This window comes from Rhodococcus sp. NPDC057014, from assembly GCF_042673295.1.
GTDB lineage: Bacteria > Actinomycetota > Actinomycetes > Mycobacteriales > Mycobacteriaceae > Rhodococcus_F.
Genome location: NZ_JBHUSF010000233.1, coordinates 1 through 14,589, shown reverse-complemented (window position 1 = coordinate 14,589; position 14,589 = coordinate 1). Strand labels below are relative to the sequence as shown.

Genomic DNA, 14,589 nt, shown 5'->3' with positions numbered 1-14,589 from the left:
TCGTTCCGCCGAACCGGCGGCACCGCGCGTGTGTACGTGCGGAGCCGCCGGCGACAGAGCTCATTGCCGGGAGTCGAACCGGCTATCCATGTCTGATGTTGTGGAACGCGTCGGCGCACCGGTCGTGCCGGCTCTGCACAGTCGCGGTGGTCTGCGATGAGACTTCGAGCGGCAACAAATGCGTGAGTTCGCTGTCGTACGCATCGGCGTCCCAACCGAGTATTCGTTGCTCGCGGATGAAAGGAAGGGGAACCGCGGGATCCTTCGTGTCGATCTCGCGTGCCAGCCGGTGGCCGTCGAAGACGGACTCGGCGATGACCCGGGGCTCGAGGCAGTCACCGATTCGCAGGACTCGTGTGATGCCGTTCTCCTCGAGCAGCTCGGGGCTTCGGGTCAGCTCATCGTAAAGCGATGAGCGGGATAGTCGTTGAGTAACGAGGACGACGTTGTCCACGTTCCATTCGCTCACCTTGCCCGAGTGGTAGCTGTTGTGACCCCGCACCAGTCCACGTTCGATCGAGGTGACGACGTGGCTCGGAACCAGTTCGACCTCCAGCTTCAGGAGATTGTGATGGACGTGGCCACCTTCATCGGTGAAGAACAGGTAGCTACCGATTTGATCACTGGGCGAGACCAGCGTGACCGTCTTTCCCTCGGAAGCAAGCTTCTCTGCGATGCTCGATCCCATGTAGTAGCCGTCGCAGTCATAGACCAGAACACGATCTCCGGTTAGCTCGATACCGTCGAGCAAGACCTGCTCGGGTGTATAGACGAAGTCGGCGTCGGATCCAGGTATCGGTGCATGTGTGATGGGGTTTGCGCCGAGTGGATCCCACTCGGCACCGGTTGCCACGATCACCGTTGACGCGCCATAGTCGAGAACATCGGCGGCTGACAGATTCTGTCCTGTCAACACGGCCACGTTCGCGAGCTTGTGAAGCTGGGACTCGCGGTACTCGACTACGCGCCTCCACGTCCGCAGTCCCGGAAGCTCGGAAATCCAGTTGACGTGTCCACCGATGTGGTCGTCACGTTCGACCAAATGGACATTCGCGAACCCTCGCTCACCGAGAACCCGGGCACATTCCATTCCTGCGGGCCCCGCGCCGATGATCAGGATCGGTTCCTCTGACATCTCGGATTCGTTGAAGCGTTCGGGATGCCAACCACGCCGGTATTCCTCACCTACGGTGGCATTTTGGGTACAGACGATTCGGCCTCCGCCATTGTTGAATCGCGAGACGCAGATATTGCAGCCGATGCATTCGCGGATATCGTCACCACGACCTTCGAAGATCTTCGTCGGGATGAAGGGATCCGCAATCGCCGGCCGCGCAGCCCCGATTATGTCGATGACACCATCCTTGATCGCTTTCGCCATCAATTCCGGATCGGTGAAGCGTCCGACGGCAGCGATCGGCTTCTTCGCGTAGGGTCTCACCTGCTCGATGTATGACCGCTGCCAGAACGGCTCAAAGAATCGTGACGAGCTCACGTCGTCCTCGAGGTGCCCTACCTGCATATCCCAGAGGTCCACCATATCGTCGAGAAGCTCGACGACGGCAATGCCGTCGTCGCTCACCTTGAATGCGCGATCGGACTCGTCGTTGAACGAATCGAGACAGAATCCGGCGACGATTGCGCAGTCGTCGCCGACGGCGTCGCGCACCTGCTCGATCGTTTCACGCCAGAATCGGGTGCGATTCTCGATCGAACCACCATATTCGTCTGTTCTGTGGTTCCAGTATTTCCACAGAAACTGCAAGGGGAGGGAGAAACCCTCTCGCGCTGCGATCTGGACGAGGTCGAAACCGACATCACGTGCCCGAATCGCTGCATCGACATAGGATCGCTGGATCCGGCGGATGTCCCGTTTGTCCAGTGCGTAACATGAATGTCCGGACATGGCGCTGGTGACCTGTGATGGTCCGCCCGCGGGAAGTCGCGTGACGAAGCCCGTGTGGTCGGCCCCCATGTAGACCAGCTGAACACCTGCGAGTGCGTTGAACTGATGAACCCGCTCGACCATCAGCCTGAGATTGGCTTGGTCGCGCCGATCGATCAGTCTCGCCTGCACCCAGGGGGCATCGTCGCTCTCCGCGTCGACCGCGCAGTACTCGGTGTTGACCGCGGCCCAACCTCCCTCGGCTCGCATTCCCCGTAGGTAGGCCTGTGCGCCGGGGTACTCGACCCCGAGACCGGAGCAGTGGGGCGCGACGTAGAAACGGTTGCGGAACAACTTGTTGCCGACGCGGATGGGCTCGAAGAGCGGGGCATGTCGTGGATCGGGAGCCATGTGACCAAACATAGGAGCTCATAGATGCGTAGGGGTATACGCACAGAACCAAAGCTCGGTGTCGAACTTGTGCGGCGGGGCCAATGCCACGACGGGGGTGTTCGTCCAAGCTCGGCGATACCTCCGTTGCAGTCACGTCATGATATTGGGAAAGGTTTTCATGCGCCTGATGAGAATTGGTGCAATCGGGCAGGAGCGTCCGGTTGTGTACATCGACGAAGAGCATTACGTCGACGTCTCCGACGTCGTCGAGGACTTTGGCGAAGCATTCTTCGCAGACGGCGGCCTCGCCACGCTTCGAGCGCTCGTCGACGATCGAAGAGACCGCCCTACCCGCTTTGCGGGGGAACGAATCGGTGCCCCGATAGCCCGTCCGCATCAAATCCTCTGCATTGGACTGAATTACAGTGATCACGCGGCCGAGTCCGGCCATGCGGTTCCATCAGAACCTGTGCTCTTCACGAAGGCTCCGAATACCCTTGTCGGCCCCTATGACCATGTCCGGTCCCCTCGCGGATCGTCGCAACTGGATTGGGAGGTCGAACTCGGCGTCGTCATCGGAAAACGAACCAGTTACCTGGATTCGATCGACGACGCCCGCGACGTTATTGCGGGCTATGTGTTGGTCAACGATGTCAGTGAACGTTTCTTCCAGATGGAACGAGGTGGGCAATGGAGTAAAGGAAAATCTGCCGAGACGTTCAACCCAGCGGGCCCGTGGTTGGTGACGCCGGACGAGATCCCCGACGTGACGAACCTGGATATGTGGTTGGATGTCAACAATGCCCGCCGTCAGTGCGGGTCAACGTCGCGAATGATATTCGATCCATTCCATATTGTTCACCATCTGAGCCAGTTCATGGTGCTCGAGCCCGGTGACCTGATCAACACGGGAACCCCCGCCGGCGTCGGTATGGGTTTCGTTCCTCCGGTCTGGTTGCAGCCGGGTGACGTAATGGAGTTGGGAATAGCTCACCTGGGTGAACAGTGCCAGACCGTAATAGCGCCGCGATAGGCCCCTGCGAGCGAGGGCAAACGGCATGACGTGAACCTCTGCACCGCAGTGAAACTAGCCGAGGCAGTGTGGAATCTCGGGCATCCGTCCATTGCTTGTCGCGCTGTCAACTCTCTCGACCAGATGTGTGAATTGTTATGAACTCTCGTGAGTATCGCCAATTTCGCCAGCGGCGTCGTGCCGCTCAGAGCGAAGCCAACCGCAAACGTGCCCATCCTGACATCGAGGCGCAGCATCTCATCGAGTTCGCACATATGTGGGTTCCATACGGGGGCGCCACCGAAGAGGAAATTCTCGTGAACTTCGGCATGACCAGGCGCCGGTTCATCGAGCGGCTGTGGCAGGTCCTGCCGTCGTCGAACTGTGGCCGAGATGAGATACGCAACTTGGCGAACGCCTACCCACATCACTGCCGAACGAGCGGTTGACGGCGCAACGACCCGCGCAACGAGGTCGACCTGTCGCGAGCCCAGACCCGGGTGGCCCGGATCTCACTCGACGACGCCCGTGACCCCCGCCACTTGATTTTAAAGATTATACATAATAGTTTTGCGCGACAGGTGGCGGAAGGGACGTGACTGTGGCGCAGAAACGTGAGGTACCCGTTCGGCAGGGGGCCAACAAGAGTGCGAGGAAGGTCGGAGCGGCGGTCGTCGTCGGAACCTCGCTGGAGTGGTTCGACTTCTACCTGTACGCGTCGATGGCGGCGCTCGTGTTCGGCAAGGTGTTTTTCCTTCGGCGAGTTCGTCGGCCAGCACGCTCGCGGCGTTCTCCACGTTCGCGGTCGGTTTCCTGGCCCGGCCGTTGGGCGGGGTCCTGTTCGGGATTCTGGGTGACTGCATCGGCCGCAAGGCGGTGCTGTCGATCAGCCTGCTGATCATGGGGATCGCGTCGGGGCTCATCGGACTCGTGCCCTCGTACGCGGCGATCGGTGTGGCGGCTCCGGCGCTGCTGATCATACTGCGGATCCTGCAGGGCTTCGGTGCGAGCGCCGAACTGGGCAGCGCGATCACCGCGGTGTACGAGCACGCCGACGAGAAGACCAAGGGCAGGTACGCCTCGTACCCGGTGATGGGCGCACAGATCGGACTGCTCGCGGCATCGCTCTCGGTCGCGGCGATCACGAGCCTCGACGACGAAGCCCTGTACACCTGGGCATGGCGGGTGCCGTTCGTCGCGAGCTTCGCGATCGTGATCGTGGGTTACTGGATTCGCCGCACCATGCCCGAGTCGGAGGAATTCGAGCGGGTGGCAACCGAGGCTCGGCAGCGCAAGGGCCGCGACGTCCTGCGAGATCTGTTGCGCGGCAACTGGCGTGGCCTTGCGGTGGTTGCGGCCGTGTACGGCGGATACTCCGCCCTCTCGTACACCTTCAAGACGTTCTCGCTGTCCTACCTCGCGGAATTTCAGGGGGTGGCGAAGAACGTCGGCGCCCTCGGGGTGACGTTCGCGAGCATCGCAGCGATCGCCGCGTGTCCGCTCATCGGTCGGCTGTCCGACCGCGTGGACACCCGCAGGGTGATGATCGGCGGCGCGATCGGGGTCGCACTGATGGCCTTCCCGGCGTTCTGGCTGTTCGACACGGGCCGCTCCCCGCTCATCTGGGGTGTCATGGTCGTGACCACGGGTGTCCTTGCGCCGACGATCATGGTGGCGGCGAGCCCGTACATGGCCCGGCAGTTCCCCACCGAGCTGCGCGCGTCGGGCATCGGCACGGGCCGGGAGGTCAGCGGCGCCGCCGCGGGTGGTCTGGCCCCGATCCTCGCGCTGACCATGGTCACCGTGTCGCCCACGCACTCGACGTGGGGTGTGTCGCTGCTGATCATCGGGTGCGCGGTGCTGGTGATCGGCGGCGGGCTGTTCGATCAGTCCCGTCGGCTGACACGTGACGCGAACGTACGGGCGGAGCCCCTCGACATGGCTCACCAGGAATAGGCCACCGAGGGAGTAGAAAATGCGCAACTCGTCGATCCCGCAGGACGGCGTCGCGGTGCAGGATGCGGTCGCCGAGATCACCCATGACGTGGGCGTGCTGCTGGACCGCGGTCTCGGCGGTCCGGAGCTGACGGGCGCACACTCGGACCGGCAGGTGCTGGGTCGGCTGTGGGACCTCGTGACCGCGGAGATGCTGCGCGTGATCGGTGATCGCGGCTCGTCGCCGGACGTTCTGACATCCCTGACGGAGATGCTCGGCCGCATACGCGAGGCGGAGGCGGCGGTGGCGCGGCGGGGGCCGGCCGGCCCCGCAGAAGTACTTGCCAGGGTGCAGTCGGCGCTGGCAGGGGTCGGCGACGCGCAGACCGTCGACGCGCTGCTGGCCCGCGCGCCCGAGGCGGTGTGCAGCCTCGGCTTCGACCGTGCGCTGCTGTCGACGGTGGACGGGTCGTGGCGGTTGCATTCGATGCATGTCGTCCGGGACCCGCGCTGGGCGGAGGAGATTGTGGCGGTGGGCAGGGAGAACCCGCCGGTGCTCGACCGCACGCTCGTCGAGAACGACACGGTGACCGGCGCCCGCGCGACGCTCGTTCACGAGGTGCAGGACAACCCGCGCGTCAACCGCCCACTCGCCGAGATCACCAGATCCTCGTCGTACGGCATCGCGCCGCTGGTGATCGACGGCGACGTCGTCGGCCTGGTCCACGGGGACTGCTACCACCAGCACCGCAATCTCACGGCCGTCGATCAGGCGCTGTTGTCGACGTTCGCCGAGGGGATGAGTCAGAACCTGGCGAGAGTCACTGTGCTCGAAGGTCTTACGGCTGTGCGCACGCAGTTGGACGGGCTCGGACGCTGGAACAAGGCCACCGGAGCGGGGGTGACGAAGTCCGTCGCGCTCGGCCGCGACGACGATTCCGTCCTCACCCGCCGCGAGGTGCAGATCGTCCGACTGATGGCGGACGGTGACTCCAACGGCAGGATCGCCCGCAGGCTGGTGATCTCCGAGGGAACCGTCAAGACCCACATCACCCGGATCCTGCGCAAACTGGGCGCATCCAATCGAGCCGAGGCCGTGTCGATCTGGCTGCGCAACAACGACGTCACGCGCCCTACGACGCACGGCTGACGTCGACCGAAGGTCGTACGAAACTACGACCTCCGTCAGATGTTCCCGCACCCTCCGTGCGGAAGAGTGACTCACGACACACACGAGTGACGCGGACGCACTGCGCACGTCACCGAAGCACACAGCACGGAGGCCGAGATATGACGCAGAGTGAGCGGGCAGCCGACTGGATAGTCGGCATCGACGTCGGGGGCACCTTCACCGATATCATTGCGCTCAACCGCAAGACGGGTGAGACCCGCGACGGCAAGGTGCTGTCGACCCTCCAGCAGGAGGAGGGGGTGCTGCTGAGCATCGAGGCGATCGGCGTCGAGATCCCGGACGTCGCCGAGATCGTGCACGGGCACACGGTGGGTATCAACGCCCTGCTCAGCCGGACCGGCGAGCGCACCGGCCTGATCGCGACCCGCGGTCACCGGGATCTGCTCGACATCGGCCGCATGCACCGCGAGTTCGGTGACCGGTTCTACGACCCCACCTGGCTGCGGCCGCACCAGGAACGCCCGATCGTGCAGCGCGAGTCCCGCTTCGGGATCCCGGAGCGACTGCGGTACGACGGTTCCGAGTTGTTGCCGTTGGACGAGAACGCCGTTCGCGAGGCCGCACGTGCGCTCGCGGGCCAGGGCGCGAAGTCGGTGGCCGTGTGCCTGATGAATTCGTACACCAATCCGGAGCACGAGCGGCGAGCGGCCGAGATCGTCGCAGAAGAGTTGCCGGACGCCTACATTCAGACCTCCGCGCTCTACCCGGTGACCAAGGAGCACGAGCGCACCACCACGGTGGCCCTCGACGCCTATGTGGGCCCGGCGGTGGTCGGCTACCTCGACCGTCTGATGAACGAGCTGTCCGAGCGCAATTACGCCGGAACGCTGTGGATCATGATGATGAATGGCGGCGTCGCGACGTTCGCCGACGCGGGCAGGGCCCCGGTGTTCCAGCTGGTCTCCGGTCCGGTCGGCGGCGTCAGCGGCAGCGTCAAGCTCGCCAACGAGAGCGGCTCACCGAACCTGCTCACCATCGACGTCGGCGGCACGAGCACCGACGTGGCGGCGATCGTGCACGGCAAGACACCGCTCACCGATCTGTGGACACTGGAAACCGGTCTCACACTGACGATGCCGCTCGTCGACGTCGAGAGTGTCGGCTCCGGCGCCGGCAGCCTGATCCGGCCCAACACGCTCGGCAACGTGGCGGTCGGTCCGGCGTCGGCCGGATCGAACCCGGGACCGGTGTGTTACCAGCGCGGCGGTGTCGAACCCACCCTCACCGACGCGTGCGCGGCGCTCGGGGTCCTGCAGCCGGACCTGTTCGCCAACGGCTCCATCCGGCTCGACGTCGACGCGTCGCTCGACGCGCTCCGCAAGACCGGGGAGCAGTGGGGCATGACGGCCCTCGAACTCGCATCGGCCGCCTACGAGGTGGCCTGCGAGGACATCGCCGCGAAGGTTCGCACGATCTCGGTCTACCGGGGTCTCGACGTCCGCGAGTTCGCCCTGCAGCCCTCCGGTTCGGCCGGCCCGATGCTCGCCGACCGCGTCGGGCAGATCCTCGGCCTGGACAAGGTGATCGTGCCGCGCAACCCGGGCCAGTTCTCGGCCCTGGGACTGCTGCGCAGCGACCTGATGGTCACCCGGGCGCAGTCGATCATGACTCCGCTCGCACCGGAGAGTGCCGAGGCGATAGAGGCCGCGTTCGTCGCGTTGCAGGACCGGATCCGCGGCGAACTCGCCGGCCAGGGCGCCGACGTGGATCGAATCCGCTTCGAGCGGGCCGTTTTCGCGATGTACCGCGGCCAGACGTGGGACAACCGCATGCCCATCCACGCAGATGCGCTCACCGCCGCCACCGTGACCGGTCTGGTGCCGCAGTTCCACGACTTCTACCGGGAATCATACGGTTTCGCGGCGACGGAGATCCCTGTGGTGATCTCGACGGTGGAGGTGACGGCGATCATCCCACGCGAGCAGCACAAGTCCGATCTCACCCCGGACGACGGGGACGCGTTCCTCCGCACGGCGGAGATCACGTTGCCGGGAACGACCGAGCAGGTCGAGGTCGCGATCCACGTCCGGGAGCGCCTCGAACCGTTCGAGCGGGTGCAGGGCCCGGCCCTCGTCGCCGAGAAATTCGCGACCACCCTCGTCCTTCCGGGCCGGGCGGCCTACGTGGACGGCGACCTGAATCTCATCATCGAGCCGCAGAGCTGAGGAGCAGACCATGACGATCACCACCCCCGACGCCGGCCCCGCCGTCGACGTCGAACTCGACATCCTCCGGTACGGCCTCACCGAGGTCGCCCGGGAGATGCTCGACTCGCTGATGCGCAGCGCCTTCTCCCCGGTCTGCCGCGACATCCTGGACTGCACCAGCGCCATTCACATGCGCACCGACGACGGCTGGGAAACCGTCGCGCTGTGGGAAGGCTGCATGCAGCACGCGTTCACCGCCCCGCACATCGCGAATTTCGTGATGGACGACTGGGACGTCGACAGCATGCAGCCCGGAGACGTCATCTTCGTCAACGACCCGTGGCGCGGCACCATCCACCAGTCGGACGTCAATCTGCTCCGGCCCGTCTTCGTCGACGGCTGTGTGGAATTCCTGCTGCACTCGACGTCTCACCTCGTCGACCTCGGCGGGGCGATCCCGGGTGGCTTCTCCAACGGCACGCAGACGCATTTCGAGGAGCAGCTGAAGCTGCCGCCGACGCTGCTGTACGCCAACGACGTCCCGGTGCGGCCGCTGTTCAACTTCATCCTGGAGAACAACCGGGTACCGCAACTCGTGCTCGGGGACCTGCGGGCCCTGCACGGCTGCCTGGTGGTCGGTGAGCGCCAACTCCAGGCCCTGATCGCCCGCGGCGGGCTGGACAAGGTGCGCGCGGCCGGTCGTTACGCCATCGACGCGACCGAGGCCAGCATGCGGCGCGGCATCGCGAGCATCCCGGACGGCGACTACACCGCCGAGGACTTCCTCGACGAGGACGGCGTCACCGACGAGCCGATTCCGGTCAACGTGACCGTGAAGGTGCGCGGCGATTCCATGGAGATCGACTTCTCCGGTTCGGGCCGGCAGCCCCTGGGCAACTGCGGCACCGCCTGGTGCGAGGCCTCACGCTGCATCGAGGCGGTCAAGCTGATGGTCGACCCGTCGACCCCGGTCAACAGTGGCACGCTGCGGCCGATCGAGACCCTGCTGCCGTCGGGCAGTGTGGTGCAGGTTCTGCCGCCGTCGAGTTGCTCCAACCACGCCGACATCGGCGCACGGGGCATCAACGTGGTGACGCAGGCGCTGAGCCAGGCCATGGACGACGCATTCGCTTGTGACACAGGCACTGCCGTCGTCGTGAGCCTCGGCGGCATCGACACCCGGTCCGGCCACGAAGGCACGCCGTGGGGCGCGTTCGCGCTCGCGGGCGGCGGCTGGGGCGGCACCTGGAAGGACGACGGGGTCTCCTTCTGCGTGATCCCGATCGGCAACTGCCGGACGTCGGTGCAGGAGCACGTCGAGATCGAGAGCCCGCTCGTCATCGTCCAGCATGAGATGGTGATCGACACCGCCGGAGCCGGCGAGTTCCGCGGCGGTCTGGGCTCGGTCTACTCGATCCTCGCCGAGTCCGACACGATGGTCACCATCACCGCGGACCGAGTTCGCCTCGGGGCACCGGGCTCGAACGGAGGTGGCGCCGGCTCGCCCGCCTTCGGCTGGTACATCGAGAACTTCGACCTCGCCGAGCACGGCGACCCCCTCGACCTGCGTGGTGCCGAACCGCTGTTCGGCATGTTCGACGAAGAAGGCAGGCCGGACCCGAACAACGGTGAGTTCGGGCGTGGTGCCCGCTATCAGACCGGCAAGTTCTCCGGGCTGATCCTGAAGGCAGGCGACGCACTGCGCTTCGTCATCGGCGGTGGCGGCGGGTGGGGTGATCCCCTGGACCGCGTCCCGACGAAGGTGCTGCAGGACGTCCGCAGCGGACTCGTCAGCCCCGAGTTCGCGGCCGACGCGCACGGTGTCGTCATCGCGAACGGTGGCATCGACGACACCGCCACCACCGCACGACGCGCACGGCTGGCCGCCGAGCGCGACCAGGGGCGCTGGAGCGTGCCGGTGGCCAACCCCCGCAACTGGAAACTGTGAGAAAGGAAACCCCATGGCTGTCGACCGGCTACTGTTCCCCCGCCCCGAGACCGACCGTGTCTACGTCGAACGCACCGCCGTCGACGGTGCCTGCCCGGCTTGCGGCGCAACGAGTCTCGCCCGCTATCCCGTGGCGAACCACCTCGGCCCCCGCATGGTCGTCAAGTGTCAGGAGTGCTTTCACCACGTGTCGGTGACCCGTCCGGAGCCGGAGGACAACTGGCCCGCGTGGCGTTCGCCGGCACGCGACTGGCCGGCATCCCGCGTCGGATAGATCGCCACCACAACATCGGCTCGGAAGAAGGACGGAAATGTCAGGATTACTCGACGGGAAAGTAGTGCTCGTCACCGGCGCTGCGGGTGGGATCGGGCGCGCGACGTCCCTGCTGGCCGCGAAGGAGGGCGCCCGGGTGGCGGCGACCGACGTGTCCGAGGAGGGAGTCGGGGCGACGGCGGAACTCGTGCGCGCGGCGGGCGGCGAGGCCATCGCGCTTCCCGCCGACCTCACGGTCGGAGCCTCGGTGGACGCGATGGTCGCCGCGGCCGTGGACCACTACGGCCGCCTGGACGGCGCGTTCAACAACGCGGGTGTGAGCGGCGGGCAGATCGGGCAGGGAGGCAGATCCGTTGCCGACTGGGACGAGGAGGCATTCGATCGTGCGGTCGCGGTGAACCTCAAGGGCGTGTGGCTCTGTATGCGCGCCCAGTTGAAGCAGATGGTGGCGCAGGGCGGCGGCGCCATCGTGAACACGGCGTCGCTCGCGGGTCTCACCGGATTCAAGACCACGGCCGGGTATGCGGCGGCCAAACACGGCGTCGTCGGCTTGACCAAAACCGCGGCAATCGAATACGCGCCGGCGATCCGGATCAATGCGGTGTGCCCGGGCTACACCGACACCGATCTGATGAAGGATGCCAAGCGTCGCAGCGGAGCCACCATCATGGCCCGAATTCCCTTCGGCGCCCTCGCCCAGCCCGACGACATCGCCGAGATGGCGTGCTGGCTCCTCTCCGATCGCGCCGGTTACGCGACCGGCGGTTCGTTCGTCGTCGACGGCGGATACATGGCGGGGTAACAGCATTCGCTGCCGCGGATTCTCGGCGGAGGCACCGCTCCGACCATCTGATCGGGCGCAAACATCGACTGGAAAGGGAATTGTCATGACCGCAGCGTTAATCGAGGCCGAGTGCCACATCGGTGGGCGGTGGCTCGAGGGCGCGGGCGAGCCGTTCACGTCGATCGACCCGACGACCGGTCGGCAGCTGGCGCTGACCCCGGCGTCGAGTCGGGAACAGGTCGCGGCGGCGGTGTCCGCGGCGAGGGACGCGTTCGACGGCGGCGAGTGGAGTCGCCTCATGCCGGGTGAGCGTGGTGTCCTGTTGCACCGGTTGGCGGATCTGCTCGACCGGGACCGGGACCGGATCGTCGATCTCGCCGCCACCGAGATCGGCACCCCGGTCAGCAGCGCCGCGACGTTGCACGTGGACCTGCCGGTGCGGTTCTTCCGGTGGTTCGCCGACGCCGCGACCCGCGGGCCGCGGGACGGGTACGAGCAGCCGCTGCCGCTGCACCACGACCCCATCACCTCGAGCAGCATGCTGGTGCGCGAAGCGGCCGGGGTGGTCGCCGCGATCGTCGCCTACAACGTCCCGGTGATGATGTGCGCGTACAAACTCGGACCGGCGCTGGCGTCGGGGTGCTCGACGGTGCTGGTCACCTCACCGAAAGCGGTGTTGCTGACCGCGGCGATCGTGCGGCTGATCGAGGAGGCGGGATTCCCACCGGGTGCGGTCAACCTGGTGTTCGGGCCGCCGGAGGTGACGGCGCAGGTGGTCGCCGCCCCGGAGGTCGACATGGTGACGTTCACCGGTTCCGCTGCCGTCGGCGCCAAGATCCTCACGCTGGCGGCACCGACCCTGAAGAAGGTCGTTCTCGAACTCGGCGGAAAGTCCCCGAACATCGTGCTGCCGGGCACCGACCTCGCGGCGGCGGTGCCCGCGTCTGCGTTGCGGTTCACCCGCAACAGTGGTCAGGCGTGTGGGGCGACGACCCGCACCCTGGTGCACCGGGCGGTGTTCGACGAGTACGTCGAGCGGTCGGCGGAGTTCCTGCAGAGCCTGACAGTCGGTGATCCGCACCTGCCGGGCACGGTGCTGGGGCCGCTGATCACCGACGAGCATCGGGTGAACGTGGAGGGCTTCGTGGCGCGGGCGGTGGAGGGCGGTGCCCGGGTGCCGGTCGGTGGCGGCAGACCCGCCGGTCTCGACGACGGGTTCTTCCTGGAGCCGACCCTGGTGACCGGGGTGACGAATGATGCGGAGATCGCGCAGGAGGAACTGTTCGCCCCGGTGGCGGTGGTGATGCCGTACACCGATCTGGACGAGGCGGTGCGGATGGCCAACGGTGTCCGGTACGCCCTCAACGCCAACGTGTGGGGACCGATCGCGGAGGCGTTGGCGTTCGCCCGACGTCTGCGGTCGGGGACCGTCACCATCAACGGTGGCGGTGGGATGCGGGCCGACGCCCCGTGGGGCGGTCCCGGGCACAGCGGCATCGGCCGCGAGGGCGGCGAGGAAGGCCTCCGCGAGTTCTTCGAGGTCAAACACCTCCAGTGGCCCCTGTAACCCATCACAGAAGAGAAAGAGGACGAACCTGATGCCAACAATTGTCGAACACCTCGCGGATTTCGCGGCTGGCGCCGACGGGCGATCACTTCCGGAGGACGTGGTGTCCGAGTCCAAGCGCATTCTGCTGGACACCCTCGGCTGCGCGGTGGCGTCGCTCGGAGACGCGGGTGCGCAACGAGGGGTCGAGTACGGCCGGATCCTGGGCGGTTCGGATGGCTCGGCGTCGATCCTCGGTACTGGCACGACGACGTCGGTGCCGGGTGCGGCGTTCGCCAACGCCGAACTGGTCAACGCGCTCGACCAGGACGCGGTGCTGCCTCCCGGTCACGTGACGCCGTACGTCGTCCCCGGTGCGCTGGCGACCGCCGAGGCCCTGCACTCCTCGGGCGAGCGGCTGCTCACGGCCATAGCGGTGGCGCACGAGATGTCGTACCGCATCGGCAAGGCCACCGACTATCTGCGCGACATCAAGGACGGCGTGGTCACGATCCCCAAGGTCATCGGGTACAGCAGCACGCTGTTCGGTGCGGCGGCCGCGATCGGCGTCGTCAAGGGATTCTCCGGTGAGACGCTGGCCGATGCGCTCGGCATCATGGGCTCGACGATGCCCACCAACACCCAGCGCGCGTGGATGATGCACGCACCGTCGACCACCATCAAATACCAGCTCGCCGGGGGTATGGCCCTGTCCGCGGTGACGTCCGCGAACCTGGCCGAACTCGGGCACACCGGCGACCGCGAAATGCTCGACGACCGCGAGTACGGCTTCCCCCGGTTCATCGGGACCTCGCGTTGGGAGCCGGCGCCGATCACGGCAGGCTTGGGAACGGAGTGGACGTTCACCCAGTTCCAGTCGTTCAAGCCCTATCCCCACTGCCGGGTGATGCACGCGCTGTTCGACGCCCTCACCGAGATCGTCGAGGCCAACGACCTCACGCCCGGCGAGATCGACGCCATCGACGCCTGGGGCGAGAGCTTCGTGATGCAGCCCGTGTAGGTCAACGAGACCATCCGCAATCCGCGCGACGCCCAGTTCAGCATGACCCACGGCCTTGCCCTCGCCGCCCACCGGATTCCACCCGGGAAAGATTGGCAGACAATGAAAGCGGTCCTCGATCCGTCCGTCCTCGCACTCACCACGAAGACGACGTTCCAGGAACACCCCGATTACACCGCGGCGCTGGCGAGCAACCCGGCCGCACGCCGCTCGCGCGTCGAGGTCCACGCGCGCGGCACCACGTTCTCCGGTGAACGCGGCTATCCCAAAGGCAGTCCGTCCCCCGACCCGGTCACGTACATGACCGACGACGAACTGATCGCGAAATTCCGGCGCAACGTCGACGGCGTCGTCAGCGACGCAGACGCGGCCGCCGTCGTCGAGGCCGTGTACGACCTCGAGAACGTCGACGACATCTCGACACTGCTGAGCCGGTTGGCGCCCAATCCCAC

At 66.1% G+C, this 14,589-nt stretch carries 11 protein-coding genes and 1 pseudogene; 11 read left to right on the top strand and 1 reads right to left on the bottom strand.

Features of this window, described 5'->3' with window-relative positions:
- Window positions 1-82 precede the first annotated feature (82 nt).
- The gene (locus ACFTZB_RS32435) at window positions 83-2,296 is read right to left on the bottom strand and encodes an NAD(P)-binding protein (RefSeq protein ID WP_378437878.1); all 2,214 of its coding nucleotides are present in this window, start codon (window positions 2,294-2,296) and stop codon (window positions 83-85) included.
- A 205-nt stretch (window positions 2,297-2,501) separates the two neighbouring features.
- Between ACFTZB_RS32435 and ACFTZB_RS32430 the strand changes: the two genes are divergently transcribed.
- From ACFTZB_RS32430 to ACFTZB_RS32380, 11 genes and pseudogenes are all read left to right on the top strand, one after another.
- The gene (locus tag ACFTZB_RS32430; protein ID WP_378437876.1) at window positions 2,502-3,311 is read left to right on the top strand and encodes a fumarylacetoacetate hydrolase family protein; all 810 of its coding nucleotides are present in this window, start codon (window positions 2,502-2,504) and stop codon (window positions 3,309-3,311) included.
- A 137-nt stretch (window positions 3,312-3,448) separates the two neighbouring features.
- A complete protein-coding gene (locus ACFTZB_RS32425) occupies window positions 3,449-3,739 on the top strand; it encodes a hypothetical protein (RefSeq protein ID WP_378437874.1) in 291 nt (96 codons plus the stop codon).
- Between the two features lie 244 nt (window positions 3,740-3,983).
- Window positions 3,984-5,246: an MFS transporter gene (locus ACFTZB_RS32420; protein ID WP_378437872.1), complete on the top strand. Its 1,263-nt coding sequence runs from the start codon at window positions 3,984-3,986 to the stop codon at window positions 5,244-5,246.
- 19 nt (window positions 5,247-5,265) lie between these two features.
- Window positions 5,266-6,375, top strand: a complete 1,110-nt coding sequence (locus tag ACFTZB_RS32415; protein WP_378437870.1) for a LuxR C-terminal-related transcriptional regulator — start codon at window positions 5,266-5,268, stop codon at window positions 6,373-6,375.
- Window positions 6,376-6,515: 140 nt separating this feature from the next.
- A complete protein-coding gene (locus tag ACFTZB_RS32410) occupies window positions 6,516-8,582 on the top strand; it encodes a hydantoinase/oxoprolinase family protein (RefSeq protein WP_378437868.1) in 2,067 nt (688 codons plus the stop codon).
- Between the two features lie 10 nt (window positions 8,583-8,592).
- Window positions 8,593-10,512: a hydantoinase B/oxoprolinase family protein gene (locus ACFTZB_RS32405; RefSeq protein WP_378437866.1), complete on the top strand. Its 1,920-nt coding sequence runs from the start codon at window positions 8,593-8,595 to the stop codon at window positions 10,510-10,512.
- 13 nt (window positions 10,513-10,525) lie between these two features.
- Entirely contained in the window at window positions 10,526-10,786 is a 261-nt protein-coding gene (locus tag ACFTZB_RS32400) for a hypothetical protein (protein WP_378437863.1), read from the top strand.
- A gap of 37 nt (window positions 10,787-10,823) precedes the next feature.
- Window positions 10,824-11,588 carry an SDR family NAD(P)-dependent oxidoreductase gene (locus ACFTZB_RS32395; protein ID WP_378437861.1) on the top strand — a complete coding sequence of 255 codons (765 nt, stop codon included), beginning with the start codon at window positions 10,824-10,826 and terminating at the stop codon, window positions 11,586-11,588.
- 85 nt (window positions 11,589-11,673) lie between these two features.
- Window positions 11,674-13,137 (top strand): aldehyde dehydrogenase family protein, encoded by a 1,464-nt coding sequence (locus tag ACFTZB_RS32390; RefSeq protein WP_378437859.1) that lies wholly within the window; start codon window positions 11,674-11,676, stop codon window positions 13,135-13,137.
- 31 nt (window positions 13,138-13,168) lie between these two features.
- Window positions 13,169-14,137, top strand: a complete 969-nt coding sequence (locus ACFTZB_RS32385) for an MmgE/PrpD family protein (protein ID WP_378437857.1) — start codon at window positions 13,169-13,171, stop codon at window positions 14,135-14,137.
- A gap of 42 nt (window positions 14,138-14,179) precedes the next feature.
- A pseudogene (locus ACFTZB_RS32380) lies at window positions 14,180-14,589 on the top strand (MmgE/PrpD family protein); the annotation flags it as partial.